Annotated in this window: 24 protein-coding genes and 1 pseudogene; 19 read left to right on the forward strand and 6 right to left on the reverse strand. The window is 59.2% G+C overall.

Annotated features, from left to right (window positions below):
* Window positions 1–124: 124 nt before the first annotated feature.
* Window positions 125–1,069, forward strand: a complete 945-nt coding sequence (locus B0E50_RS01680) for a TetR/AcrR family transcriptional regulator C-terminal domain-containing protein (RefSeq protein WP_077439355.1) — start codon at window positions 125–127, stop codon at window positions 1,067–1,069.
* 251 nt (window positions 1,070–1,320) lie between these two features.
* Here B0E50_RS01680 and B0E50_RS01685 read toward each other — a convergent pair whose 3' ends face one another.
* The gene (locus B0E50_RS01685) at window positions 1,321–1,950 is read right to left on the reverse strand and encodes a GntR family transcriptional regulator (protein WP_174575014.1); all 630 of its coding nucleotides are present in this window, start codon (window positions 1,948–1,950) and stop codon (window positions 1,321–1,323) included.
* A gap of 56 nt (window positions 1,951–2,006) precedes the next feature.
* Complete coding sequence (locus B0E50_RS01690; protein WP_077439356.1) at window positions 2,007–2,306, reverse strand: hypothetical protein; 300 nt, start codon at window positions 2,304–2,306, stop codon at window positions 2,007–2,009.
* A gap of 90 nt (window positions 2,307–2,396) precedes the next feature.
* Between B0E50_RS01690 and B0E50_RS18320 the strand changes: the two are divergent.
* From B0E50_RS18320 to B0E50_RS01710, 4 genes and pseudogenes are all read left to right on the forward strand, one after another.
* A pseudogene (locus tag B0E50_RS18320) lies at window positions 2,397–2,531 on the forward strand (IS3 family transposase); the annotation flags it as partial.
* Window positions 2,521–2,997, forward strand: a complete 477-nt coding sequence (locus B0E50_RS01700) for a hypothetical protein (RefSeq protein WP_139350715.1) — start codon at window positions 2,521–2,523, stop codon at window positions 2,995–2,997. The pseudogene B0E50_RS18320 and the gene B0E50_RS01700, both read left to right, overlap by 11 nt.
* 444 nt (window positions 2,998–3,441) lie before the next feature.
* Entirely contained in the window at window positions 3,442–8,193 is a 4,752-nt protein-coding gene (locus B0E50_RS01705) for an RHS repeat protein (RefSeq protein WP_139350716.1), read from the forward strand.
* Between the two features lie 10 nt (window positions 8,194–8,203).
* The gene (locus B0E50_RS01710; RefSeq protein ID WP_077439360.1) at window positions 8,204–9,112 is read left to right on the forward strand and encodes an RHS repeat-associated core domain-containing protein; all 909 of its coding nucleotides are present in this window, start codon (window positions 8,204–8,206) and stop codon (window positions 9,110–9,112) included.
* A gap of 410 nt (window positions 9,113–9,522) precedes the next feature.
* Here B0E50_RS01710 and B0E50_RS01715 read toward each other — a convergent pair whose 3' ends face one another.
* The gene (locus tag B0E50_RS01715; protein WP_077439361.1) at window positions 9,523–9,819 is read right to left on the reverse strand and encodes a hypothetical protein; all 297 of its coding nucleotides are present in this window, start codon (window positions 9,817–9,819) and stop codon (window positions 9,523–9,525) included.
* Window positions 9,820–10,154: 335 nt separating this feature from the next.
* Here B0E50_RS01715 and B0E50_RS17810 point away from each other — a divergent pair, with 335 nt between their 5' ends.
* From B0E50_RS17810 to B0E50_RS01775, 11 genes are all read left to right on the forward strand, one after another.
* A complete protein-coding gene (locus B0E50_RS17810) occupies window positions 10,155–10,472 on the forward strand; it encodes a hypothetical protein (RefSeq protein ID WP_139350717.1) in 318 nt (105 codons plus the stop codon).
* A 451-nt stretch (window positions 10,473–10,923) separates the two neighbouring features.
* Window positions 10,924–11,523 (forward strand): hypothetical protein, encoded by a 600-nt coding sequence (locus tag B0E50_RS01725; RefSeq protein WP_077439362.1) that lies wholly within the window; start codon window positions 10,924–10,926, stop codon window positions 11,521–11,523.
* Between the two features lie 310 nt (window positions 11,524–11,833).
* Window positions 11,834–13,297 carry a hemopexin repeat-containing protein gene (locus B0E50_RS01730; protein ID WP_168170775.1) on the forward strand — a complete coding sequence of 488 codons (1,464 nt, stop codon included), beginning with the start codon at window positions 11,834–11,836 and terminating at the stop codon, window positions 13,295–13,297.
* 304 nt (window positions 13,298–13,601) lie between these two features.
* Window positions 13,602–13,991 (forward strand): GFA family protein, encoded by a 390-nt coding sequence (locus tag B0E50_RS01735; RefSeq protein ID WP_077439364.1) that lies wholly within the window; start codon window positions 13,602–13,604, stop codon window positions 13,989–13,991.
* Between the two features lie 114 nt (window positions 13,992–14,105).
* Entirely contained in the window at window positions 14,106–14,546 is a 441-nt protein-coding gene (locus tag B0E50_RS01740) for a nuclear transport factor 2 family protein (protein WP_168170776.1), read from the forward strand.
* A 91-nt stretch (window positions 14,547–14,637) separates the two neighbouring features.
* Window positions 14,638–15,168, forward strand: a complete 531-nt coding sequence (locus B0E50_RS01745; RefSeq protein WP_077439535.1) for a GNAT family N-acetyltransferase — start codon at window positions 14,638–14,640, stop codon at window positions 15,166–15,168.
* Between the two features lie 86 nt (window positions 15,169–15,254).
* The gene (locus B0E50_RS01750; protein WP_077439366.1) at window positions 15,255–15,764 is read left to right on the forward strand and encodes an HIT family protein; all 510 of its coding nucleotides are present in this window, start codon (window positions 15,255–15,257) and stop codon (window positions 15,762–15,764) included.
* 193 nt (window positions 15,765–15,957) lie between these two features.
* A complete protein-coding gene (locus B0E50_RS01755; RefSeq protein WP_077439367.1) occupies window positions 15,958–16,428 on the forward strand; it encodes a group II truncated hemoglobin in 471 nt (156 codons plus the stop codon).
* Window positions 16,429–16,516: 88 nt separating this feature from the next.
* Entirely contained in the window at window positions 16,517–16,942 is a 426-nt protein-coding gene (locus B0E50_RS01760; protein ID WP_168170777.1) for an MAPEG family protein, read from the forward strand.
* Between the two features lie 523 nt (window positions 16,943–17,465).
* Window positions 17,466–18,068, forward strand: a complete 603-nt coding sequence (locus tag B0E50_RS01770) for a GNAT family protein (protein ID WP_077439368.1) — start codon at window positions 17,466–17,468, stop codon at window positions 18,066–18,068.
* A gap of 5 nt (window positions 18,069–18,073) precedes the next feature.
* The gene (locus B0E50_RS01775; protein ID WP_077439369.1) at window positions 18,074–18,568 is read left to right on the forward strand and encodes a GNAT family N-acetyltransferase; all 495 of its coding nucleotides are present in this window, start codon (window positions 18,074–18,076) and stop codon (window positions 18,566–18,568) included.
* A 194-nt stretch (window positions 18,569–18,762) separates the two neighbouring features.
* On the opposite strand, the gene B0E50_RS01780 is transcribed toward B0E50_RS01775, so the two are convergent.
* The 3 genes from B0E50_RS01780 to B0E50_RS01790 form a co-directional block, all read right to left on the reverse strand.
* Complete coding sequence (locus B0E50_RS01780) at window positions 18,763–20,649, reverse strand: beta-L-arabinofuranosidase domain-containing protein (RefSeq protein WP_077439370.1); 1,887 nt, start codon at window positions 20,647–20,649, stop codon at window positions 18,763–18,765.
* 313 nt (window positions 20,650–20,962) lie between these two features.
* Complete coding sequence (locus B0E50_RS01785; protein WP_077439371.1) at window positions 20,963–22,771, reverse strand: hypothetical protein; 1,809 nt, start codon at window positions 22,769–22,771, stop codon at window positions 20,963–20,965.
* 198 nt (window positions 22,772–22,969) lie between these two features.
* Complete coding sequence (locus B0E50_RS01790) at window positions 22,970–23,875, reverse strand: SDR family oxidoreductase (protein ID WP_077439372.1); 906 nt, start codon at window positions 23,873–23,875, stop codon at window positions 22,970–22,972.
* 182 nt (window positions 23,876–24,057) lie between these two features.
* On the opposite strand from B0E50_RS01790, the gene B0E50_RS01795 reads away from it, so the two are divergent.
* The 3 genes from B0E50_RS01795 to B0E50_RS01805 all read left to right on the forward strand — a co-directional run bounded on the left by B0E50_RS01795 (window position 24,058) and on the right by B0E50_RS01805 (window position 26,113).
* Entirely contained in the window at window positions 24,058–24,663 is a 606-nt protein-coding gene (locus tag B0E50_RS01795) for an OmpH family outer membrane protein (RefSeq protein WP_077439373.1), read from the forward strand.
* Window positions 24,664–24,910: 247 nt separating this feature from the next.
* The gene (locus B0E50_RS01800; RefSeq protein ID WP_077439374.1) at window positions 24,911–25,426 is read left to right on the forward strand and encodes a DUF3016 domain-containing protein; all 516 of its coding nucleotides are present in this window, start codon (window positions 24,911–24,913) and stop codon (window positions 25,424–25,426) included.
* Window positions 25,427–25,504: 78 nt separating this feature from the next.
* Window positions 25,505–26,113 (forward strand): OmpH family outer membrane protein, encoded by a 609-nt coding sequence (locus tag B0E50_RS01805; protein ID WP_077439375.1) that lies wholly within the window; start codon window positions 25,505–25,507, stop codon window positions 26,111–26,113.
* Window positions 26,114–26,234: the final 121 nt, after the last annotated feature.

A 26,234-nucleotide genomic window follows, 5' to 3' on the forward strand; every position in this document is an offset into this window, starting at 1 on the left:
GAAGATGTACGCTGTATTTAAAGTTTGCTCCCTGGCCAAATACGCCGACAATATGGCGATCAGGCTGGATCAGATCCAGAATTGACGAGACATCTGTACTAGATCAGTTCAAGGGTGAAAGGACATGTCCGCGGTCGACCAACCTCCGTACTTGCGCATCGTTGCGGCACTCAAGCTGCGTATGGCCAACGATGAGCTGCGGCAGGGTGACCGACTGCCGTCAATCCGGGAGCTCGCACGCGAATGGAACGTGGCATTAGCCACAGCCGCGAAGGCACTGACCGTTCTGCGTCATGAGGGGCTGGTCGTAGTGCGCGCGCGCAGTGGCACGGTAGTAGCTACAACGGCAAAACCTCTACAGCCGCAGCCGCAGCCGCAGCGCCGTCCAAGTCCGCACGTTTCTTCAGATCGTGACCTTACGCGAGAGCGCGTCATTCACACGGCTATAGAGATAGCCGACCGCGAAGGACTGAGCGCCATGTCCATGCGCGGTGTTGCGGCGCAATTGGGTGTGGCCGCCATGTCGCCGTATCGATTCGTGGATAGCAAAGAGTCTCTTATTCTCCTGATGACCGATACGGCCTACGGCGAAATACCGCCACCGCCGAAGATGGCGATGAACTGGCGAGAACAATTGACGCTCAGCGCACGCGCCCTATGGGGCCTGTACACCAAGCATCCTTGGCTGGCGCATATCAATGCACTGACCCGTCCGTTGTTGCTGCCCAATCTGATGGCGCACGCAGAGACCGTATTTGATGCGCTGGCCCCATGTCGGCTTGATCCAGCCACCGTCATGCACTTGCACGTACTGCTCTACAGCTATGTGCACGGTATTGCCATTCACCTGGAGCGCCGGACACAGGAGGAAGCAGCTACCGGTTTGTCCGACGACGCCTGGATGGCTGCACAGGCAACGTCGCTTTCGAACCTTGTTACGTCGGGCCGCTATCCTGCTTTCGCCGCCTTGATAGGTAATCTTGATCCCGGTTACGAGCTTCGCCTCGATGAACTCTTTGAGTTTGGTCTCAAGACGCTGCTGGATGGCTTTGTGGTGATGATCGGTTGAGTCCGCCGTCGGAAGCCGCCCTCCAGCTTCCCCGGGGAGGCGGTCAAATTTGCCGGTGTCCGATCATCGAAGACCGGTCGGGTGATGCATTCGCTCCGGTGCACTCAGCCGACGTGCGCTGGGGCGGCCTGATCAACGCGCCTCACTGTTATTCACGTGCAGGCGGGAGGCGCTCTTCAACGGCAGATGCCGGTCATCCAATGTCTTTCCCGCAACACGATGACCCACGTGGACACTGGACCAGAGGCTGCCTAGTGAAGGTAATCGCTGTGGTCACTCAGCAACGCCACGATGCGCGGGACGAGTCGCTTCCGGCGTTCGTGATAGTCGCGTAGTGCAGACTTCAGGGCCGGCATGTCGCGTGTCTGCCAATGCCGGTACAGCTCCGAAAGCTCTTCGAAGCCGTGCTCGATCAATCCTTGCTTGGCCCGACGTATCGGCGCCAGCCGGTCGTTGGCCTGCTTCACGGCATGGTGCAGGGACCGATGGGCTGTCGCGCGGGCGATCGCGTCGAACAGCTGCCACGTCAGCTTGACCGGATCGTCATCGGCGGACGCAAGCTCCAGCTGATCCGTCTTGCGGGCTCCCGGTGCAACGCCGATATCGCATGCCATCAGCAACAGGCGTTCCATCCAGTCGTAGAGGTCGTGCATGGCGACTTCGGTGAGCAACGGTACGTGCAGTCCGCCACGTGCCTGATCGACGACCAGCGCTTCGCCGACCAAGCGGTACAGGGCGAATCGAACCGGCGTGGCACTGGTGTGGAACTCCGCCGCGAGCGTGGCCGGATCGATCCGCTGCCCGGGTGCGTAGCGGCCTGACCGCAGGGCGCGTTTGACTTGTCCGTACACGAATACACTTTTGGAATGGATAGCATCCATAGCTGAACTCCATGTCTGCGGATAGTTTCCTTAGTTGGAGGTACAAGGATTTGGTGTCACGCATAAGGATCGGACTTATGAATTCTTGGCGTGATCGTCGCACGCACGGACCAGCGATAGATGGGCTGCTGTTGCTCAACCGCCCATTCCTTTCGAGGCTTCGAGACGTGGACGTGTCGCGCGGAATCGAAGTCCTTCAGTGTTGTTTCTGCCCATGCTTTGAGGAGCTCTTCAACGTCATTCGGGTAAGCACAGAAGTCCGCGCTCTGCATATCAGGAACTTTGGGCACGTCTTTCGCCGCCACCGTGCCTGCCGCCAGTGCCAGCATCAGCTCCACTGCAATCCAAGTCTTCATAAACGCCCTCTCCGGAGTAGAGATGCGCAATATCTTACGACTAGCTAATCTGGAAATGGGAAAAGGTGATAGAGCACCATAACGAGTCGGTCGATGAGCCTGCGTAGCAACTGCTGGGACGCTGCCTGCAGTGAAACGCTTTTTGGATCGCTAAAAATGGAGCGACTCGAGCGGCAGCACGGCCGACGCTTCGTCACCCGCCGGCACGCCAAAGATGAAACCCTCGCGTGTCTGCTCCTCTCCTTTCCATCCCGGCGCTCTTGCGCTTTATCGCTGCACATTCGCTCAGATCGTCGCGAGATCTATTTTCGGGATCGCGAGCGATGACGCCTTGGACATGAAAATCCCGGCGGACTTTGTGCTTTATAGCCTCTCTCTCGGAGCTGAGGTCAAAACGGAAATTTACAGTGGCAACAACCCACAAGACGACATCTTCAACGCACCTCAAGTCAAGCACTACAAACTGACTGACCCCATTGGAAAGTGCCTCTATGTGAAGTCGAATGGCAAGTTCGACCTGCTGCATCAGGCCAATGCCAACGCGTCCTTCGTCCACATCCATCTGACGGGCGTCAAAGCATCCGACGCCGATGACATCAACGATTTTCTTGTGAACTTCCACAGCTGCAAACCTATGGACCAAAGTATCCAGTGTGCGAACGATCGGATCTTAAAGAGCGTCACGCTCTAGCACGCATGCCTGCATGCAATCCTCTGGGAGGTGTCAAATGGTCAAGCGTCACGTGCTGCTCTGCAAGAATCTCGACGCACATGGTTCCAAAAAATTAAGCCGCACTATCTGCCATCGGCACAAATTTGCTATAAAGCAGCCTAAGGGGCGTTCACCATTCGTGTGAACGGATGTAAGGGTCGAACCGTGTTTGAGCGAAAATCGGTGCTGTCGGCATCGACGCGATGACAGCGTACGCGACTACTAAAGGGGACATCGATGGCAAAGGATTTCCACGGCGGATCGGATACGAGTGCCCCGATGTCTTGTCCTGCTCACACAGCCCTCTCATCGAATAAGTCGGCCCCTCGCTGCCGATCTAACATGCTCTCGTATGGCAGATCCATACTCTTGTGGCTAGTGCCCTTGGGCAGTGCGATAAGACGAAATAGTCGTGTCGCCGGAATGACGCATCTTCCTGGCCAAGTACTCGGCAATGAGCCAGCGAACGCTGATGACTCAATACTGAGATGGGCATGCAACAGCGAAAGTTATCTAGCCAAATTGCTAGACAAAACTTTTTATCGGCTGTTGTGGCGCATCAAGGAAAGCGACGTTCGTTTCGTTGCGCATGGCGCGAAATGGCGCGGCACATTTGGTATTGCTTTGCTGCGATCTGCAGACACCATCTATTCGGGGAGTTTCATGAAAGTACGCCCACTGGTTTGGTCGGTGTTCTTGCTTTTCATGATTTCTGCAGGAGTCCACGCGCAGACAAGTAGTGTCGAGCCCTATGAGGAATACGGCAATCACCTGCGTGCTGCCCAGGAAGTGACCCCCCTCAAATCCGATCTGTTCGGCGATCAGGTCAGTCTCTACAACGGCTCCACCGAGTTTGACGTCACGGATATCGACCTCCCGGGCAACAGCAAGCTACCGGTACAGTTGCGTCGACGTCTGGTCATCAATGATCGACGCATTGATCCGGGAAGACTCTCAGGTATGGACGACTGGGATGTCGACGTGCCGTACATCGAGGGTGCTTTTACTCAGCAGAATGGCTGGACGGTTTCGGATAGTTCCGGCAACCTCAGTACTGCGCGTTGTTCCAATCCGACGTTGCCCTACGTTTCGTACCCTGGCCTGCCCAATAGCGACGGTTACTACTCTGAACTGCTATGGGATGGCAATTTCGTCCATGTTCCGGATGGCATCGACGAAGAGATGTTGATCAATACGGAGGCAAAGTTGCCGTCGGTGGCGGACGGCCAAAACTACCCATGGGTCACCAAGAGTTATTACCGCTTCGGCTGTCTGGCCAGCACGTACGGCATGGCTGGTGAATCGTTCTACGCGCTATCGCCCAGCGGAGAGAAATATACCTTTAGCTGGACCGTGACGCGTGTCGCACCAGAGATGGGTTTTACGACCAACGATCAACGCGTACCTCCGGGTATTTCCTACCCAAGGTACCGCATATTCCTGCTTGCTACCCGGGTAGAGGATCGCTTCGGCAATTGGGTCGCCTATACATACAACAATGACCAATTGACCAGTATTACTGCCAACGACGGGCGAGAAATTGATTTGACTTGGTCGGGCAATACGGTGGCCTCCGCTAAGGCCGGCAGCCGCACTTGGACGTATGGGTATACCAACGGAGCATTGTCTTCGGTCACACGACCAGATACGTCGAAATGGACTTACACGATAGCGTCGGGATCATTGGCAACCACCAAGGTATTGCATGGTGGCCCTCCCGAACCGAGCCAGTGCCAATCTGAGCTAGACACTTTTCCAAATACGGGCGCATTCGTCTACAGCATCGGTGCTCCATCTGGCGCCCAAGTTACGTTCACTTTCCAATACCTGCGGCACTATCGTGCGGACGTGCCATATTCTTGTTTGGATGGTAATCCGGATCATTCCTATCAATCGGTCTTCGACTACTTTGATAACTTTACGCTCGTCTCAAAGCAGATTTCTGGTGCGGGCCTGACCGCGCTGAACTGGACTTATGCCTACGCCGAACAAGGCTCCTATTTCACGGCGTCTAGCCCGTACAACGGGAATGTCGAAACGTACATTCCACCGGGTTGTTGTGGCATCGCCCCTCCCTCTAAGGTAGTGACGGTTACCGAGCCGGGCGATATCGTCAAATACACTTTTGGCGACAGCTACGCCAACAATGAAGGGTGGCTGCTGCAGACAGAAACGGACTCGCTTTCCGGGCAAGTCCAGAAAGTCGTTACCAACACCTATCTGACAGAAGATCAGGTGGCGAATCAGGCCTTCCCTCCGAATGTAGGTCAATCGGTGTTAGGTAACTACAAGAACCCGATGGTCGGGCGTCTTCGCCCAGTGGTGTCGACAGTCACGGTGCAGGACGGCGATACCTACACGCACCAGAATGTGGCCTTCGATGTCTTTGCACGACCGAACCAGGTCAACAAATACAACAACGTAGCCGGCCAAGTCGCGTTGGAGGATCAGACAACCTACTACGACGACCTCATGCACTGGGTGCTTGGTCAAATCCAGCAGGTTGTCAACATGCAGACCGGCGAAACCGAGATTCAGCGCGTTTACGATCCGGCGACCGCGTTGATGAAGTCGCAGTCGCGCTTTGGCGAACCGCTTTTGAGCTATACCTACTTTCCGGCCGGCCAGCCAGCGGCTGGCCAGTTGGCCAGCTTCACCGACGGCAATAACCAGACCACGACCCTGGGCAACTACTACCGCGGCATTCCGCAGCTCATCGGTTATCCGGATAACACCAGCCAGTCGGCTACTGTGGATGATTACGGCGAGATCATCTCGGTCACCGACCAGGCCAGCCATACCACCCAATACAGCTATACCTCTTCGGGGTGGCCCTACCAGATCATCTACCCCACGGGCGATGAAGTGGCATGGTTGCCAAAGACCTTTGCCTTCGCCTACATCACCGCGGCCGAGCGCGGTATCTCAAGCGGCCACTGGCGGCGCACCGTGAGTACCGGCAATGCCACCGAGGTGACGTATTTTGATGCCATGTTGCGGCCTCTGCTCAGCGACTCTTCGATTGCCGGCACGACCGGTTCGGATATTACCAGTGCGAACAGTTACGACTGGCGCGGACTCACCACCTTTGCCTCTTATCCGATCGGCGGTGCACCCGATCTATCGGCGATCACTAGCGGCACGAGCACGACGTATGACACGTTGGGCCGCGTGAGCCAAATTCAACGAGACTCTGAGCTGGGTACGCTGACCACAACCATGTCGTACCTGTCGGGCGCCGGCAAGAAGGTCACCGACCCTAATAGCAACGTCTCAACGACCTATTACCAGGTGTTCGATGAGCCGTCGTACAACGCCCCGATCAAGGTGCAGGTAGCCGGTGCATTCAACCCCAACCTTACTACCCAAGTCATCAACCGTGATGTCTACGGCAACCCCTTGTCCATCACCCAGTCCGGTCCTTACAACGGCACCGAGACCGACAGCGTGACCAAGACGCTCACCTATGACAACTATCACCGGTTGTGTCGCACCACGGAGCCGGAAAGCGCCAATACGGTGATGGGTTATGACGGCGCCAATAACCTGCAGTGGAGCGCGGCCGGGCTGAGCATCAGCGGGATGGGCTGCGGGCAGGACCAAGTGGCCGACACGGCCAAGACCACCTTCACTTATTACCCCACCAACCGGCTCTGGACCGTCGTGCCGCCGACTGGAACGCAGAGCACGCAATACCATTACACGGCGGTGGGGGACATGGATTCAGCTATCTCCGGAACTAGTACCTGGGGCGGTACCTACAATTTCCGCGGCATGCTGACGGGCGAGAGCTTGCAAGTGGTCAGTCAGAATGCGTGGACCTTGGGATATGCCCATGATGCCTATGGGAGCGTGAGTCTCATACGTTACCCAAATGGCGAAAATGTTAGTTATGCGCCGGATGCATTGGGGCGCGCTACCCAAGTAGGAGGCTACGCTAGCGCCATCGGCTACTGGCCCAACGGTCAGGTCAAACAGTTTGTTTTCGGCAACGGTACCGCCTATGTAACCGAGCAGAACGCACGTCAACTGCTGAGCAATTTCACCTATGGCACAGCCGGTGGCACCAACCTGAGTGAGGACCTGCTCTACGATCCCGATGGCAACATCACTCACGTCAACGATCTGGCTAACGGGCCGCGTACCAAGACCTTCGGCTACGACGGTCTCAATCGCCTGATCAGCGCTGTGGCGCCCGGTCTGTGGGGTACCGAGTCGTACCAGTACGACCCGCTCAACAATTTGCGCACACGAGTGTCAGCTGGCCAGACGTTGGTTTACAACTATGACCCCACCAATCGGCTGCAATCCATCACGCAGGCAGGCAGCACCCTCGATAGCTTCGGCTACGACAACCGCGGTAACGAGATCGGCCGCAACGCTAACTCATTGGTATTTGACCAGAAGGATCAGCTGACCCTGATTCAAGGTTATGGCAGCTATCAGTACGACGCATCGGGGCGCCGAACCACCAAGACGCTGGTAGACGGGAGCTCGATATATTCGTTCTATAACCATGGTGGCCAGTTGATGTTCCAGCATCAACCTGCCGCAGCGGTGGACGTTAACTTTATCTACTTGGGATCAAAGCAGATTGCCCACGAGAGCATTCCGTTGCCTCCTGCATCAGCTCCGTTCATAACCGTGCCGTCGGCAAGCCCTAGCGGCAGCTACACCATCAACTGGAGCGTTGTACCGGCAACCACCTACTACGTCTTGCAGGAAAATCAGTACACCATCGCGCTACCCCATGGCATCGCCCTTGGCAATGGCCAGTGGACTAACGTACAAAATGGTAGTGCTACAAGCTGGAATGCAACCGGCAAGGGCGGGGGTGGCTACGGTTATCAAGTACAGGCATGCAATGCTGTGGGGTGTGGACCTTGGAGCAGCATTGGCATGATTGCCGTCGGCATTCCGGCTGCCCCGACGAATGCAAGAATCGTAAGTGGTGTTAGCTCTACGGGGGCTACCACGTATACCGCCGAATGGGATGCTGTGCCTGGAGCCAGCAAGTATGAGCTCCAGGTGCCTGGCATGATTCAACTGACATATAACGGGCCGGCTACCAGCTACCTGGTTACGACAAACATCAAGCCGGGAACCTTCAATCTGAATGCCTGCAACAGCGCAGGTTGTTCGGACTGGGTCACTGTTGCGTTGAGTGCGAACTGAGGGCACGGATATGAAGCATGCATGGAAGTTCGGATTGGGGTTGCTTCTCCTGATCTTCAATCAGGTCCCAGCCCTGGCAAACTCGGTGACCTACGTCTACACCGATCCGCAGGGCACGCCGCTGGCCGAAGCCGATGCCAATGGCAACATTACCGCGACCTACGACTACATGCCTTATGGCAGTCAGGCGCTAGGCACGCCACCGAATGGGCCAGGGTACACGGGCCATGTGAATGACCCGGAGTCCGGCTTGGTCTATATGCAGGCCCGGTACTACGACCCGAGTGTGGGACGATTTATCAGCGAAGATCAAGAGGCACCTGCCGCAGGCAATGCGTTCAATTTCAATCGATATGATTATGCAAATAATAACCCTATCTTAAATGTTGACCCGGATGGTCGTGCAGGGAAAATTGCTTATTTAGTTGAGCTGACTGCTACAGGCATGCGAAAACTGGCTGCCTTATCCAAGGAAGAGGCTGTGATCGCGAGAAGGGCGGGTAAAAATGTAGTGGCCCCGAGACGGCAGCTTGCACACGAAATTGAGAGCGCAGCTAACGATCCAACTAGAATAAAGAGGGACCCAGGTCACGATCTTGATGACGGATCGAAAGGCTTGCCTCATTATCAGTCTGAGGATGTTACGGGGCATACTTTTTGGGGAGAATTGTCGATAATTTCTGCTGCTACGGCTGACGATTTCGAGAAACTCGAGAAATATGCTGCATATATACCCGATCCAGTGCCTCGGCCTGCAACGGCTGATGATGAGGAGCGCTGGAATAATGAAAAGGCGTGGGTAAGCAGTTTATTTACTGGCAAAACTATTTCAGGAAAGCAAACGACAGCAAAGCAAACTGAGGCTCCATCATCACCTGGAAAAGTCAAGGATCAGCAGCTGCCCTATGATTCCTGGTAATTAGTCCATTACACAGACCAATACGCTAAATCGGCTCTTGGCACTATCCGCCAATATAATGTTCAGGACGCCTCCCGGAACGGGACCATGTAGGCGACCGCTGCATGAAGCTGACTGTTCGCCTCTCGACGGAGATAGTTACGCATGGCACGCTGAGACTCCACTCGGCAGCCGAGAAGATCGTCAGCACCCCGAGCCATCAAACATGCTACCCGGAAATTCAAGGTTCGAGCAGGGTCATTTTGGTAGCGCATGAATAAGCTGGCACTGATCGTTGAAGTACGCTAACGCGATGAGCTGCGAAGCATGAAAATGGCCACCTCAAGCCCCTTATGCCCTGCTAACACTCAAAATGGGCGCCAACTTGGGGAGTGCTGAAGACACCAGTCTGAGCGAATAGTTAGATAGGCTTAATCGCCGAGGTAAAATGTATAGCCTGCCACTTTGTGCTTGAACATCCCCGTAAGGGTGCCCGTAGAAGAGACACTTTCGATGACCAGTGAGGGGATTTTACCGCGATTTTCAGCGGCGTAGATACCCCCTTGACGCCATTCGTCGAGCACCATTTCTTTAGCAAGCTCTTGTGCCTCTGAACGAGTCGCAGCTTTTACAAACCGCGTCGTGAAGAACCCAATTGCAAGGGCTGTACTTCCCTCAAACGGAAAGGATATTCCTGTACCCGAAAGCATTATCTTGAAATAAGACATATTTGCCTGTTGACCAACGCTTCAGTTAATCCGTCACCGCCTCGCAGCGGCCGGCTTGGACGAATGAATGGGCGCTTCAGCGCATCAAACGGCGCCGTTGAGCCCAAAGTCGTAAACGTCTTTGTCTCTAGATTGTATTTGACACCGAAGTTCCAATTGTTGCCACCGAGTACGTCCGAGTTAAGCACGCCGCTTTGCTTTGAACGATTTATTAAGCAGCTGGCTGCCGCCAGACCCATAGCATGCTACTGCCTGATGGGCCAATGGAATAGTCGTCTTTGCCAGCATGAATGTCAGCAATAGCCTGTCGGAACAGTGGCAACCACTCGGCGCCAATGGAAAATTCTGCAGGGTCGATTGACTCGGAAAAGGCCCATTTCGACAAGACTGCCGAAAATGACATGCGAAGCTTAACCGGCGCTACTGAAGCAGCCGATCGGTTGTTTACATTAGCCAGGGCCGCTGGCGTCGGTGCAGTAATGGTAAGCGTGCGTGATACCGGGATGTCGTCCTTAGTGAATGCATCCAACAAGGCGATGAGCGAAGCGCAGCCTTCGACATTAGCAGTGAAATTCCAGCCTGGAAAATTGCGTCGATTCTCCACGTATCGCCAGAGCATTATGGAACCAGACTGCCGCCATGAGTGGGATTGAAGCTTCACAAGCTGCCTAATGCTAAATTTAAGCGGCGATGTAGCCGTCCGCCATGAACGAATATGGGATTTCCTCCTCTTACAGCCTTTAAGAACGTGATGGTATTCAGACCCATCATCAGAAGAGAAAGTCTCCACTAGCACTATAACCGTTGTCAGCCTCCAAAAAACCATCCCTTCCCGGCGAAAAACAGGGCCAGCTCACTCTGAAGACTCATGTCGCCGCCTCCTGTCGCTGGGCGGTACGTTCGTAACTACCACAGTTTCGAGCGTCGCCCAGCGACAGGAGGCGGCGACATGAGTCTTCAGGTTCATTTTGCGGCGTGGTTAGATGGCTTTCATGGCTGCATTCGGGGCCTGAGCCCCGCAACTCGTCGCAGCACAAAGGCGTAGGGAATATTTTCCGCAACACCCGCTCCACTGCAGGCCCCATCGGCTGCTACCCTGCAACCATGATCAGAGCATGGAGCGCCACGACCGCTCGTCGTCTCGGCGTGGCCTTTTTAGCTATCAGCCTGCTGGCCTTGAGTGGGTGTGCCACCGCGCCGCCCCGTAACAGCCAGAGCATCTGCCAGGTCTTCGACCAGTACCCAAGCTGGTACCGCGATGCCCAGGCGGCGCAGAAGCGTTGGGGTACTCCGGTCAATGTGCTGATGGCGTTCGTGCAGCGGGAATCCGACTTCCGCGAGAAGGCTCAACCGGCCCGGCCGCACTTCCTGTTCATCCCGCTGCCGCGCCGCTCCAGCGCCTATGGCTATGCGCAGGCGCAGGACCCGGTGTGGCAGGAGTATCTGAAAGCGAACGGCCGCTGGTTCAAGAGCCGCAAGAACATGAACAACTCGCTCGATTTCCTTGGCTGGTACACCGACCGCATCCATCGCGAGTTGGGCATCTCCAAGTGGGATCCAAGGCATCTGTACCTGGCCTACCACGAAGGCATTGGCGGTTACCGCAGCGGTCAGTGGCAGCACGACCGCCATCTGCTGCAGACCGCCGAAGCGGTCGACAATCTCGCGCGCGAGTACGGCGCCCAGTTGCAGCACTGCCGATAACGCCACAGGGGTCAGCGTGCTGCGCGGACGCGAAGCGGATGAGGCGTGGTGTTATCGACGGCGCGAACAATGCGTTCGCTGCACCCCTGGCCAATCAAAAGGTCTAAGCACAAACGCCTAGGAAGTAGGCCCTTTGCGGCCGACGCCTAGCGCTTGCGTGTTATGGAGTTGGCCCTGGCACGGCGCTAGGCTCCGCGATGTCTCGCACGTCACGTGCGCGCTGTTGAAGTTTGTCCTTCGCATCACACGATCCGCCACGCCAGCGGAACGCTGCTCGTGACGGGTCATGCACCCCTCCTGGAGAGCTGCCGTGTACGACTATTTCTTTGCTGGCAATCAATATATCCGCGTCACTCGCGACGATACGGGGCCGGGCGTCGTGGACGCCGGCTATCCGCGGACCATTTCACCGAACTGGGGCTGGGGTTCGTTCGGCGCCAACGGTATCGACGCGGCGTTGTATAGCGGCTCGAAGTGCTATTTCTTTTCGGGCAAGGACTACATACGCGTGACGCGCGGGGTGACCGGGCCGGGCACGATCGATCCGGGTTACCCGCGGCCGATCGCACCCAACTGGGGCTGGGGTACGTTTGGCACCAATGGCATCGATGCGGCGCTGTACAGCAACTCGAAGTGCTATTTCTTTTCGGGCAAGGAATACATTCGCGTGACGCGCGGCGAAACTGGCCCGGGCACAGTGGATGCCGGCTATCCGCGGCCGATCTCGGTGTGGGGTTGGGGCTCGTTCGGCGCGAATGGAATCGATGCTGCGCTGTACAGCGGGTCGCGTTGCTATTTCTTCTCCGGCGACCAGTACATCCGGGTCACGCGCGCCGACGAAGGGGCGGGCACGGTGGATGCCGGCTACCCCAAACCCATTTCGCCGAACTGGGGCTGGGGAAGTTTCGGCAGCAAGGGCATTGGCGCGGCGCTCAACAGTGGCGGCCCGTATGCGGCCATCCCGGCGCAAGGCCTGGGCAGCAATTCGAACTACTTCCTGTACAGCCCCGCCCAGTTGGTGTCGAAAGGCGCTGTCAGCAAGGAGAAGATCCGCGTGGGTCCCGGGCTTCCGGTGTTCACCTCGTGCAACCACCTGCGGGGACTCTCGGTGCACATCATCGTGGACACCGACATCACCGGCACCAACGGCTTCGGTTTCCAGATCAACGCGTACTCGGCCAGGGGCGATTACGTCGGTGCACAGCAGTACGTGGTGCTGCTCATTCCGAACAACAGTTCGCCCAGCCTGACGTGTGTGGTGTGCAACTTTCATGACAAGCAGGAGCCGTTGATCAACATTCAGCCCTGGCTGGCCAACCTGCCGACCAATACGCTGCCCGCCGGGTACCAGATCATCATCACCTTGTTGAACGACGCGGCCGACAACATCACCGGAGCGACCTATGTGGTGATCGACAACCACGGCCATACCATCGGCAACAAAACCATTTCGCTGAGCGATCAACCCGCCGAGAACCTGGCGCCCATCGTCGCCTTTCAGGTCAACTTCGTGGGTGACATCAACGGCGCCACCACCACGCTCGCCTCCGGCGCAGGCACCATGACCTACACCGCCTCCAACCTGATGTCGGTGCTGAATACCGAGCCGGCGTGCGTGGACTGGACGTTCCGCACGGTGGAGGCCGCCAACAGCATGTACAGCCTGCTGCCTGACACACCGAGCCAAAGCTTTACCCAGTCGTTCGGCTTGAGCGTGGACGGCAAGGTGATCCACCGTGTTGGTGGGGTCGAGCACAAGTTGATGGCCCGATAGTTGCGCTCAAAGGCAGCATCGACATTTCACGTGATGACATGTCGCCAGTTCCTTTTCGCTCGGTCTTGGAGTTCCTTCGCCGTATCCGCCGGCATCAGCTCCAGCGCCTGAGCAGCCGGTGAGACAAATGACGGGCAGGCGGTCACGTACTCCATGATGCCGAGGTCGGGCGGATTCCTGGCGAGATGAACAAAGCATTCGGAAATGGTGCAGCTCCACCACCGTCAACCTCGTGCCGATAGGCAGCGTGTGCCGGTGACGTGGCAGCTTCATTTATCATGGGCCCAAGTCACGGGAAGCAACCATGATCGAAGGCTCATGCCACTGCGGCGCAGTGCGATGGCAGCTCGATGGCCAGCCCGATGGGGCCACGGCCTGCAACTGTACGGTCTGCCGCCGCTACGGCGCACTCTGGGCCTACGACTACGTGGATGAAGGCATTCGCGTCACGGGACACACGCAGGCCTATGTCCGCGGCAAGGCGATCGAGTTCCACTTCTGTCCGGCATGCGGCTGCGTCGTTTGCTGGCGCGGCCTCGAGACGGATGCGGCGGGGCGTCGCCGCACCGCCGTCAACCTCCGCCTGGCCGAGCCCGACGCCGTGGCGAAGATTCCCATCGATCACTTCGACGGTTTCGACACGTACGAAGACTTGCCGCGCGATGGCCGTTGCGTTGCCGACTACTGGTTCTGATGCGTAGCCTGCCAAGCGGGCCAGCTCACTCTGACCCCTTTATTCCGTGGCCAAACGTCCCTCTCATATGGGCGGAATAGACTGGCGCCCTGTCCAGAGCTGATGGAGATCGAGATGAGTGACACCGAAAAAATGGTCTTGCGTGCACTCGAGACCTACAAATCAGCTGTGTTGGTCAAGGAAGTTGATGCATTTATGCACTTGTACGATTCCGACGTTCGGGTATTCGACACGTGGGGTGTCTGGACCTATGAGGGAGCAGCTGCATGGCGAGTTGCGATTGAGGGTTGGTTCTCCTCGCTCCAAGACGAAAAATGCCGCGTCGCATTCGACGATGTGAAGATCATCGATTCCCCAGGCTTTGCGGCGATGAGCGCCGTCGCGACCTACACTGGAATATCGGCGCAAGGTCAAGACATCCACTCCATGCAAAATCGAATCAGCTGGGTGCTCAAAACAAGCGGCGATGTCCTGCGTGTAGTGCACGAGCACACATCGGTTCCCGTTGGTTTCGAAGACTCAAAGGCAATCCTCAAGCGTGCCGGCAAGTCATGAGAGCACCGCCAGGTGCCGCCTAACCACTCGCTCGAGGCGGACGGCTACGCGGCCTTTTAACTCTGTTGTCAGATGCTCTTTGGAGGTATTGGTGCCAACCGTACGAAAAGCTCACATTGGTGACGCCAAGGCGCTCTCCGAGATGGCTGAGGCCACATTTAGGGCAACCTTTGGTGCAGTGAATACAGCCGAACACATGGAGCTTCATTGCCGAACTAGCTATAGCGAACAGATTCAAGCGGCCGAGATCACTGATCCTGGAATGGTTACCTTGGTGAGCGAGAACGAAGGCAAATTGATTGGTTATGCCCAACTGCGCTGGGGAGAGGCTCCTGACTGTGTTTCGGCAAAAAGTTCGGGGGAGATTCAACGCCTCTACGTTGTCGAAGACTGGCATGGCAAGGGCGTCGCGCAGGAGCTCATGAAGGTTTGCATCGATCAAATCAGGCAACACGGGTCAGATGCATTGTGGCTCGGTGTCTGGGAGCGCAACCCAAAGGCCATCTCGTTCTACAAGAAGTTGGGGTTCGTGGAGGCGGGTGAGCACACATTCCCTCTTGGCGGCGATCCTCAACGAGATATCGTCATGGTCAGATCTGTGGCCCTCGAGCAGAGCACCTAACTACTCGTCCAACGCGGACGGCTTCGCCACCGCTTGACTCCAGCGGTAGGCCGCCTGGGGCAAACCAGCTTAATCGGAGATGGCAGATGATCGAACTTCCCATAAGAGATCCGTGCGACCTTTGTGTGGCAGGTCGCGAAGAAAGATGGAAGGTCATAGACGAAAGCGAACATACATTGACCGTGATCAATCCGTGGCAATTCGAAGTTGGCCAGTGCTGCGTCATCACACGCCGGCATGTCGCAACGCTGCTCGATCTTTCTGACCAGGAGTGCGGGGCCATCATGGTTTCGGCCAAGAGAGTCGCAGAGGCGCTCGTCAAGACTTATCGACCCCTCGGAATACTTACGTTCCAGAACAACGGGGTGTTTAGCGGACAGGAAACACCGCACTTCCATTTCCATGTCGTGCCTCGGCAGAAGGGAAGTGATTGGGGTATAGGCCCGCCGCAACTCGCAACATTCGATGGCGCCGGACGCAAAAGGGGTGCCTCACACGATCCAGGCGGAGACGCGCAGCGTCGAGAGCGAGTTCAAGTTTCTGCCAAGCAACTTACTGAAACCGCGAACCTAATTCGTTCGAACCTGCCGGAGTAGTGTTCCGGCTCAGGCGTTGGGCGGCGGCAGGCCTGGTGCGGGCACCAGCCGGCGGCCGCTTGACAATTCCTTCAAGCAGGCACCGCTTCGTTCCCGCAAAATAGTGTCAGAAAGAAGCTTGCCACTGTTTTGCCTTCACTAAGCCGCGAGGCTTAATTCAGGCGTTGGACCACATCTCAACGATCAGGTCGCCATGTCAAATCAACGCGTTCCCACCCTCTACGAATGGCTCGGCGGCATTGATGCACTTACTCGCCTGACCACACGGTTCTACGAGCACGTCAAGGCTGACTCTTTGTTAGGGCCGGTCTTCGCGCACATGAGCGCGGATCATCCGAGTCACGTCGCTGCTTTTCTAGCAGAAGTCCTTGGCGGCCCAGACACTTACTCCAGGCTGCACGGCGGTCATCCGCACATGATTCGGCAGCATCTCAACCGTCACCTGAGTCAGGATCAGAGGCGACGCTGGGTAGGTCTGCTGCTGGAAACAGCAGACGAGCTTGGCATGCCGGATGATCCCGAGTTCCGCTCTGCGTTGGTCGGCTATTTGGAGTGGGGTTCTCGCTTGGCAGTGATCAATTCGCAGCCGGGTGCTACGGCGGACCAGGATGCACCCATGCCAAAATGGGGTTGGGGTGAGGTCAAGGGGCCATATACGGGCTGAGCACGCATATGTGGTCCAACAATTCGTTCAAGGCGAACGGCTTTGCCGTCGCCTGACTCCCTCGTTGAATGGCAATGGAGGGTTCCTTGTGAGTCTGACTCAACACCTTGTTGCAGCTTGTACCACCCTGGTGATGCTCACCTTCGTTGTTGGCATCCGCATGTTCCACGTCCGCATCAAGGATATGCGGGCCAGACGGATTCACCCTCAATCGGTGGCGCTTTCCCTCCACAGGTCGCAACGCCTTGAAGACTCTCGGGCATCAGACAATTTCAACCACTTGTTCGAGCTTCCGGTCGTCTTCTATGTGCTCTGTCTTACGGCCATTGCGACCAACCACATACCCATCTGGCTGCCTGCATGTGCTTGGCTATTCGTTGCCTTGCGCATGGTTCACAGCGCCATTCAATGTACCTATAACAAAGTCATGCACAGGTTTCCTGTTTTCCTGGCTGGCTGCTTTCTAGTGGCTGCAATGTGGTTGGCGTATGCGATTTCGTATATTTCCGCCTGACAATTCATTCAAGGCGGATGCCTCCGGCGCCGCTTGACTCAGCCGTCAGGCGGCACAAAGAGGGCAGTACCATGCTCACAGGTTCATGCCATTGCGGAGCAGTGAAGATCCAGGTCGAACGTAAACCACGGCGCCTCACGAGCTGCAACTGTTCAATCTGCCGTCGCCACGCCGGGTTGTGGGGCTACTACGACAAGAGCAGAGTGAAGATCGTGGCCCGCAGAGGCGCGATCGAGCGTTACGTTTGGGGTGACAAGTGCCTTGCGCTCTGTAGATGCGCTACCTGTGGTTGCGTAACACACTGGCAACCCATCGGTCGCATTAGCAGCAGAATGGGCGTTAACTTCCGCAACTTTGACCCGTCCGTGGCTGAGTCAACTCGTGTTCGGAGACTGGATGGTGCCAATACATGGAGATTCCTGGACTAAGCGGCGCTCGGGTCATGCGGTAGGCGTGTGCGGCCTGAGAAGTCATTCCAGCGGACGCGCTACGCGCGCCGCTAAATTCAAGCGTTAGGTACTCAATGAGCGACTTCCCCACACTCGAAACCGAGCGATTGCTTTTGCGCGAGATCGTCGCGACCGACGCTACGGCCTTGTTTGATATTCACGGCGACACCGAGGCGATGCGCTGGTTCGGCACAGATCCGCTTACGGATCTTCAGCAGGCAGAAAGGCTCGTCGAAACCTTCGCTGCCTGGCGTCAGATGCCCAACCCCGGAACACGCTGGGGTATCCAGAGAAAGTTGGACAATCAGCTCCTGGGTTCATGCGGCCTGTTCAAATGGAACCGTGGGTGGAGGAGCTGCATCGTCGGGTACGAGCTCGCCCGATCTGCGCGTGGTGCAGGCTTCATGCTGGAGGCATTGTCCGCAGTGTTGGCGTGGGGGTTCGAGCAGATGGGGCTGAACCGTGTCGAGGCACAAATTCATCCGGACAATGCTGCGTCCCTCAAGCTCCTGCGCGCGCTGGGGTTCGTTCAGGAGGGCCACATGCGGGAGGCGGGGTTCTGGCTCGGCGAACACCACGACCTGCTGCAATTTGCGCTCCTCCGGCGTGAATATCTAACCCCTCCATCAAGCGGACCTCAAGCTGCGCTTGAGTCCGCCGCTCATGTCGAACGTTAGGCCCCATGACCGAACTCGCTGCAAAATTATCGGTCATCGAAGTCAATCCGCTGGGGTCAGAGGCGCTTGCGTTACTTCGCGAAGCAGCAGTTGAAGCCCGCAAGCTTTATCCCGAGTCCTCGTCTCCCAATGCCCCTTGGCCAACAAACGAGCCAACACCGCCGCGAGGCATCTATCTGCTCGCGCAGATAAGTGGCAGGCCCGTCGCCTGTGGCGCGTTACGCCCGTTATCAGATAACGTCGCCGAAATCCGCAGAGTATTTGTCACACGCGCAGCGCGCGGCAATGGCTTGGCCTTGGCAGTTCTCCGTGCGTTAGAGTCCCACGCAGTTCGGCTCGGCTATGACGCCATATGGCTCGAAACGGGCAATCGTCAACCTCAAGCCATAGCCCTCTACGAGAAATATGGGTTCAAGCGTATTCCGGCGTTTGGAGAGCACATCAACGATCCAACCAGCATTTGCCTCGGCAAGACCGTGCAATCGCAAAGTGGGGCTTGACGATTCGTTCAAGCGGACGGCTGCGTGTTGATCGCGGTAACACGTTGAGGATGGCGGCAGCCGCCGCGTTGCTCAGCGTTAATCCATCTATCTGCGCCAGTTGCTGTTCCAGGGTTTGGCGCAAGCGTAAGCCCTCCCGCACGCGTAACGAGTCCTGTGCTTGTTTGCTGCCCACGGCGCGTATGCATCTACCCTCAGGCGAGCTCGATGTAAGTGCTGTAGGGCACGCCATGAATCGCGGTGAACGGGGCGAAGCGCACGTCGCCCGCCTGCCACAACCCGTCGCTGCGCCGCTTCACTCCTAGCAGTTGCCCGCGGCCCAGTCTTGGCCGTTCGGCCAGGGCAAACAGCACCTGCGGTCCGCGCATCAAGGCCACCACGTCGGGGTGATGCGCGTTGATCGGAACCAGGCGCACCGTCATGGGCAACGCGAGTTCGACGCGGTCGCCATCTTTCCAGGTGCGTTCGATGACGGCGAAGCCGGATTCTGCATCCACAGGCACCGTGGTGCCGTTGATGCGGATCTGCGGCCGGCCTTCGCCCTGCAGCGACCAGCCGGGTATGCGCAGGCGCAGGCGGAAGCGCGCGCTGCGGCTGGCCTTGAGGTCCAGGTGCACGCGACCGTCATTGGCGTAGTCGCCGCTTTGCGTGAGCGCCAGCCGTGTGCCGGTGTCGTCGATCCAGTGGCCGGTGGACGGTGTATAGAGGTTCACGTACACCCCCGCGGGGTCGCGGAAGTAGATCAGCACGTGATAGTCCGCGGCCACCTGCGGCAGCGTGCCGGAGCAGCACGGCCAGCGATCCGGGAAATACGTGCGCGCGCCCTTGAAGTTGTAATCGGAGTAGTAGAACGCGTGGCCGTCGTCCTGCAGGTGCCGGGCACCGAGCACAGTGTTGAGGAAGACCTGCTCCATGCTGTCGCCGTAACGGCCGTCACGGGTAATGCGCAACAGATAGCGGGCGAGCTTCAGGTGGGCGTAGCTGCCGCATGGCGTCTCGAACCCGCGATGGGTGGTGGTCAACGTGGTGTAGAGATCGTCGCTGTCGGGCTTGCGGAAATATTCTTCCGGCCCCCAGCCGCCGGTGGCGAAGCTCTGCGCCGCAATCATCGCGAACCCGTTGCGCGCCGCATCCAGATGCATGCGGCTGCCGGTGGCCACGTAGGCTTGTGCCGCCGAGTTGAGCGCGTTGGCATAGCTGTAGGCGTGATGGTTCGGCAGCACGTTGTTGCCAGCGGCCAGTGGCGCGAAGAACATGTCGTCGAGCAGGAACCGCTGCGCCAGCGGCAGGTAGCGCTCCCCCGCCTTGCGCTGCCATGCGAGAAACAGATTCTCGCCAAGCGTGTAGCTTTCGTCCATCAGGTACCAGCCCGAGGAGCTTTCGCCGATGGACTGCCGCCAGTGCTTCTGCGGGTCGCCGCGATCGAGCGCCCGTGGCGGCAGGTGCGGCTCGGCGACGTCGGTCGTGCGTTGCAGCAGCGAAAAGGCCGATGCCGTGCCGCAGTACGAATGCGCGTCGATCAGTCCGCAGACGATCTTGTCGTAGTTGTAGGCGGGGTAGGGAAAGTTGGCGTAGAAGCGCCCCGAGATCGCCGGCCGGTAGCCCGCGAGGATGGTCTCGACCTTGGCCTTGGCTGCCGGATCGCCCGAAGCCGCGTAACCGCGGGCCAGCGCGGAAATCCACTGGCCGAAGGCATGTCCGGGCGCAAAACCGTGCCCGCCGTAAGGGTCCTTGTTGGCCGCCCTGACCTCATCGGATACTGCGTCGTACCAGCCGCCCATCTCGGGGCCCGGTGCCGCCAGTCCGGCACGCAGGCGGTAGGGCTTGAGCAGCGAATCCACGTTCATGCGCAGCATCACGCCTTGCGTATGCTCGAACTGCGCGCGCGCCAGGCCGGGTGCAAGCTGCACATCGCCATAGGCGAACTCTTCCAGCAGGTCCGTCGGTGCGCTTGCCTTCGTGGCATGTGGCGTGGCGTTTGCCGCAAGCAGAGGAAGTGCCTGACCGTACACGGCAAGCAGGGAAGCCGTCTTGAGGAATCTCCGGCGCGAAAAGCCGGTGGGTGAATGCTCGTCGGCCATGTCTGTGCGGACTCCAGGACGAGGGTGATGGGAAAGCAGCGCCAGCCACATCGAACCTGGATACCGCCACGGCTCACATTTCTGCTGAACAGCTCGACTCAGGCGAATGTCTTGCGGATCGCGTCATGCCTGCTTCGCCCCATTGTCGGCCTCGACCTGGCGCCGACCATGTGCTGAATGTCACATCAAGTGAGCCGGGCACCGTTACGCCACGGCCATCCCGCGGGCCGTGGGGCCAAGAGGGTCGCTCCCTTTTTGCACGGGTACCAGCATCGACAGCCGGGCCGTGCTTTCTTTAAGCGAGGCGCATGACTCAACGCACCCGCAGATAAGCACGCAGCGCCAGGTCGCCGGCGGCGCCGGGAGCATTCAGCAGTTGATCCAGCGTGGCCAGTTGCCGGTTGCAGTCGGCCGACCAATGGGCTTCGTCGGCCAGTTCACCGTGCGGGGTCCAGTGTTCCGCCTGATGCTGGCGCAAGGCGGCGGTCAGGCTGGCGCGCCATGCAGTGGGCGGCAACTGGACGGTGTCGCTGCCGGAGAACAGGGCGAGATAGCCGGGCCCGACGGCAGCCTTGAACGCGCCGGTCTGGTTGCCAAGGCTGATGGCGATGCCGCTGGCGTAGCGGCCGCAGGCGGACGGCGACAATCGCTGCTGCAACAACTGCAGTGTTTGTTGCTCGCTCAGCGCATAGCGGTGCACGTCCTGCGCCGAGGCATATTCGAGCTGGCGCGCGCGCGCGGTGTCGAGCGCATGCCAGAAATTGTCGTTGCGCCGTCTCGCGGCGGCACTGCGCGGATTCGGCGGCACGGCCAGATTGCCTTGCAACCAGTTCTGGTAAATCGTCGGTTGCACCACGGCGATCCGGTCGAACGCCTGCGCCAGCGCCTGGCCATGCGGGTCGTGGCGCAGTGCCTGCAGGAACTGTTCGCTTTGCCACGCATCGGCTTGCCAGCGCTGCCCGTTGGCGTCGATCGCGGTGATGATGTGATTGTCGAACAGCTCCGCGTTGTCGGGGATGTAGACGTCGTTGCCCTGTTTGGCGAACGCGAGCCGGACGAAGTCGGGGCTGGCACCGAGGGCGAGCAGCTCGTGCTTGAAGCCGTCCTGCTGCGTGGTCACGTAGTCGACCGAGCGGGCTGTCACCAGCAGCGAGCGCATCTGGTGGAAGCCGAACCACGCCTGCGGGCTAGCCCAGCGCTGGTTGGCGCCGATGAAGGCGAGCGTGCAAGCGCTGGCGCACATGCCGTCCGCCTCCACCGTGATGTTTCGATGGGCGTGCAGGAAATCGTGCAGGTCGACGCCCTCGCTGACACTGCCGCCGCGACTGGCGATGCGCAGCATGTGGATGCCGGGATGATCCGTGAAGGCCTGCTCGATCTGATCGGCGAAGCCCACGCCCATGCTGCCGGTGGCGTCGATGGCGTTGCCGTCGGGCGACACGCCGATGCGGAAGTCATTCCAGGTTCGCTGCTCCGCGGCGGCGTGCGCCATGTTGGTCAGCACCCGGACATTGGTATGCATGCCGAAACAACCGGCGATGCAGCCGACCACCACGATGATCCGTGCGACCACGCCCCAGCCGCTGCCGCTGCGTTCGGCGGCGCGCCAGAGACCAACGTACTGCCACACGTTGATCAGGAGGCAGGTCAAGACGGCGGTCACGGTGACGGCGATCGCCCAACTCATGGGGTGACGCTGCCAGTCGAGCGCGCCCAGCCCGGCAAGCAGGATGCGGGCGATGAGCGTCACCAGCATCAAGTTGACCCAGTAGCTCAGCGCCAGCGAGAGATCCCCGTGCCAGTGCGCTGCCACATAGCCACGTCGAATCGGCGTCGCTGCTCCGGCTGGCGTATATGGCAACGGCAGCGGCGGCAGTGGTGGTGGAAGAGGTGGCGGCGTCATCGACCAACCCGGAGTCGCCAGCGGAGTGCTGTCGTCAGCCTGACCGTCACCGGCATTCATCGACACAGGTTCCACGGTGCGAAGCAGGTGATCCACGGCAACATGGCGCATGCCGTAGACGGCGACGGCGCCAGCAATGACCAACAGTTCATGCGCGATGCCAGCATGCGTTCCGATGCCATGCGGCCAATCCTGCGCCGCGACGGAACACTCCCCCATGGCGTGACCGCAGCTTCTTTTTAGCAGGAGCGCGACCCGCGGCGCTAGTCGTGCCGGCATCGCGACTGCCAAAGAGGGCGGAGGCAATTAATTCGGGACCATTGTCTCCGTCCCGTTCTCGGGAGGAAAACGTGGCGCGGATAAGCGTCCCATGTGCTGCGCCACGATTCGATTGTCGCAATTTTCAAAAGGCAGCGATCACGTATGCGTACTGCTGCCGGAATAGTCCATATGCTCAAGATCCGCGATCAGCCCCGGCCCCGTCGGATGCCAGTCGAGCACCTGCCGCGTCCAGGCGCTCGACGCCAGCATGTCCATGTCGGCGAACATGCCAAGCCAGCCGAAGTGATCGGCGGCTTCCTCGCGGGTGATCGATTTCACCGGCACGTTCAGGCCGGCGCCGATGGCCTCGGCGATGTCGCGCGCCGAGATGCCTTGCTCGGCGACCGCGTGATAACGCGCACCCGGTTCGTTCCTTTCCAGCGCCAGTCGGTACAGCCGGGCCACATCGAGCACATGTGCGGCGGGCCAGCGGTTGAGCCCGTCGCCGACGTACGCGGAGACGCCCTTGGCGCGGGTCACTTCGATCAACGGGCTGATCAATCCCTGCTTGACCGTGTCATGTACCTGCGGCAGCCGCACGACCGACACATTGACGCCGGCCGCCGACATTTCCGCGCCTGCCAGTTCCGATGCGGAGCGCGGGTTCGGGTGATCGAGATTGAAGATGGATTCGAGTGCGGGCTGGCCGTGGCTGGCACTGCCCATGCCGGTTCCGGAGGTGATCAGCAACGGGCGGTTCGAGCCGATCAGGGCCGAGCCCAATGCCTTGATCGCCTGGCGATCCTTTTCGCAGTTCGCGACGAAGTTGGCGAAGTTGTGGTTGAACGCGGTGTGGATCACCGCATCGGCCTGCGCTGCACCGCTGCGCAGGCTGTCGAGGTCCTCCAATTCCCCGCGATGCACGTCCGCTCCGGCGGCTGCGAGTGCCTTGGCGCCGGCATCCGAGCGCGTCATGCCGAGCACCTGATGGCCGGCGGCGAGCAATTCCGGTACCACTTTGGAGCCGATGAAGCCGGTCGCTCCGGTGAGGAAAATGCGCATGGGGGTTTCCTGTTGTGTGGATGCGCCACCGTGCCCCAGGCGCCCATGCCTGCAAAGTAGTGACGTTATAGGGGTATGAGAACTAACAGGATGGCCATGCGTGATCCACCCGTTGCGGGGTAACTGTCATGCCTGGGCGCGTTCGCTTATCCTCAGGTATTTCAGGCAACCGGACACCCAACATGAATATGCATCGCTCATGCTTCACCGCCGCGCTGATCGTCGCAGCCGGTCTTTCCATCGCTCCCGTGTCTTCCGCCCGGGCTGCCACCGATCCCCTTGGCGGCAATGCCGTACCGGGCGTGTGCATGCTGTCGCGCGAGGCGGTTTTCGCGCAGGCCAAGGTCGGCCAGGCGGCGAGTCAGCGGCTGAACCAGCTGGCGACCCAGGCCCGCTCGCAACTGGACGCCCAGGGCAAGCCGCTGCAGGCGGAAGTGCAGAGTTTCCGGGAGAAGGCCGCATCGATGAGCGAGACGCAACGCAGCCAGCAGGGTGAAGCCCTGCAGATGCGTTCGCAGGCTTTCCAGGAGCAGGCGGACGAGCTCGATCAGCGTATCCAGCTGACCCGCGCCAAGGCCATGCAGACGATTGGCCAGGATGCGCAACCGGTCGCCGCCGATGCCTACAAGAGCCATCACTGCGGGCTGCTGTTGAACCGCGATGCGGTGCTGGGCGGCAACATGGACAACGACCTCACGGGCGAAGTGATCCAGGGCCTGGACCGCAAGGTCAGCACGATCGATTTCAACCTGGAGCCGTTGCCGAGCAAAGCCGCCGCCAAGCCGTGAGGCAGACGCGGGCGGCCGAAAACGGCGTCGGGTTCTTTCATGCTTCGTTGATGCGCAGGCTTTTGCGGAAAGCCTGACGCATCAGCGAAGCATGCATGCAAAGACAGGGCGGATCAGGTGGAGCTTGATGGTGGCGGCTCCTGCCTGACTGCCCATTACGGCCAGACGTATACTTGTTCCCGCGATTGCACCGCAGCCACGCGCGCCCGCGGTGGCCGCTGCCCTGTACCGTTCCGGGAGGTCCGCCATGAAATCTTCCCTGCTTCCGCGCCTGCTGTGCGCTGCCTGCATGACCCTCGCTTTCGTCATGGCGCAGGCAGCGACACCGCCGGACAACGTCGAGGTCCGCTACAAGGATCCGCAGCACTTCACCGAGGTCATGCGCAGTTCCGGGCCGCACCTGATCGACACCAGCGCGTATCTGAAGCCGCTCAAGGACTACATCGCCCAGCGTGCCTCGCGCATCCTCGCGCCGGGCCAACGGCTGGACATCGAGGTGACCGATGTCGCCCGTGCCGGCGAATACGAGCCTTGGCGCGGCCCCCGCTTCGACGACGTGCGCATCATCAAGGACATCTATCCGCCACGCATCGACCTGGACTTCACCTTGTACGGTGCCGACGGCAAGGTGTTGAGTGAGGGTAGCCGCAAGCTGCGCAATCCGGCTTTTCTCAACCAGATTTCCGCCAGCGATCAGGATCCGCTGCGTTACGAGAAATCGCTGATCGACGACTGGCTGCGCAAGGGCACCACCAAACTCTGACGACAGGCTGGTCGGCCGTGACAAAGGTTGCAAGGACATTTTCTTCGTATTGAATCTACGGACACGAGACCACCCACCATGAATCTGTATCGTTCCCTGCATGTCGCTATCCTGATCGCCGCGGCCGTTCTTTCTGCCGTTCCCGTGTCGTCTGCGCGCGCCGCCGATCTCCAGGGTAACCCCGTGCCTGGCGTGTGCCTGCTCTCGCGCGAGGCGGTCTTCGCACAGGCGAAGGTCGGTCAGGCCGCGAGCCAGCAACTCAGCCAACTGGCCGATCAGGCGCGCAGTCAGCTGGCCAGCGAGCGCAAGCCGCTCGACGCGGATGTCCAGAGCTTCCAGCAAAAGGAGCCATCCATGAGCGAGGCGCAGCGCAAGGAACAGGGAGCGGCCCTGCAGCAACGCATGCAGACGTTGCAGACCCAGGCCGACAATCTGAATGAACGTATCCAGCTCACCCGCGCCAAGGCCATGCAGAGTATCGGCCAGGCGGCGGAGCCGATCGTCGCTGGCAGTTATGGAAGCCATCATTGCGGACTTTTGCTCAACCGTGACTCGGTGCTCGCCGGCAACATGAGCAACGACCTGACCAGCGACGTCGTCCAGGGTCTGGATCGCAAGATCACCACCATCGCCCTCAGCCTGGAGCCGCTGCCGAGCGGCAACGGGCCACGCGTGAACGAGAAGTAATCGGCGCCGGGCCGGTACATTCGAAGCAGGGTGCAGAGTGCACTTCGCCAGCTTCATGGTTGCCAGCTGGTGACTCGGCCGCGCCCGAGAGAGGGGCGCCGTCTGCAGGCAGACATTTCTG

Source organism: Rhodanobacter sp. C01 (genome assembly GCF_002001045.1).
In the GTDB taxonomy this organism is placed as follows: domain Bacteria; phylum Pseudomonadota; class Gammaproteobacteria; order Xanthomonadales; family Rhodanobacteraceae; genus Rhodanobacter.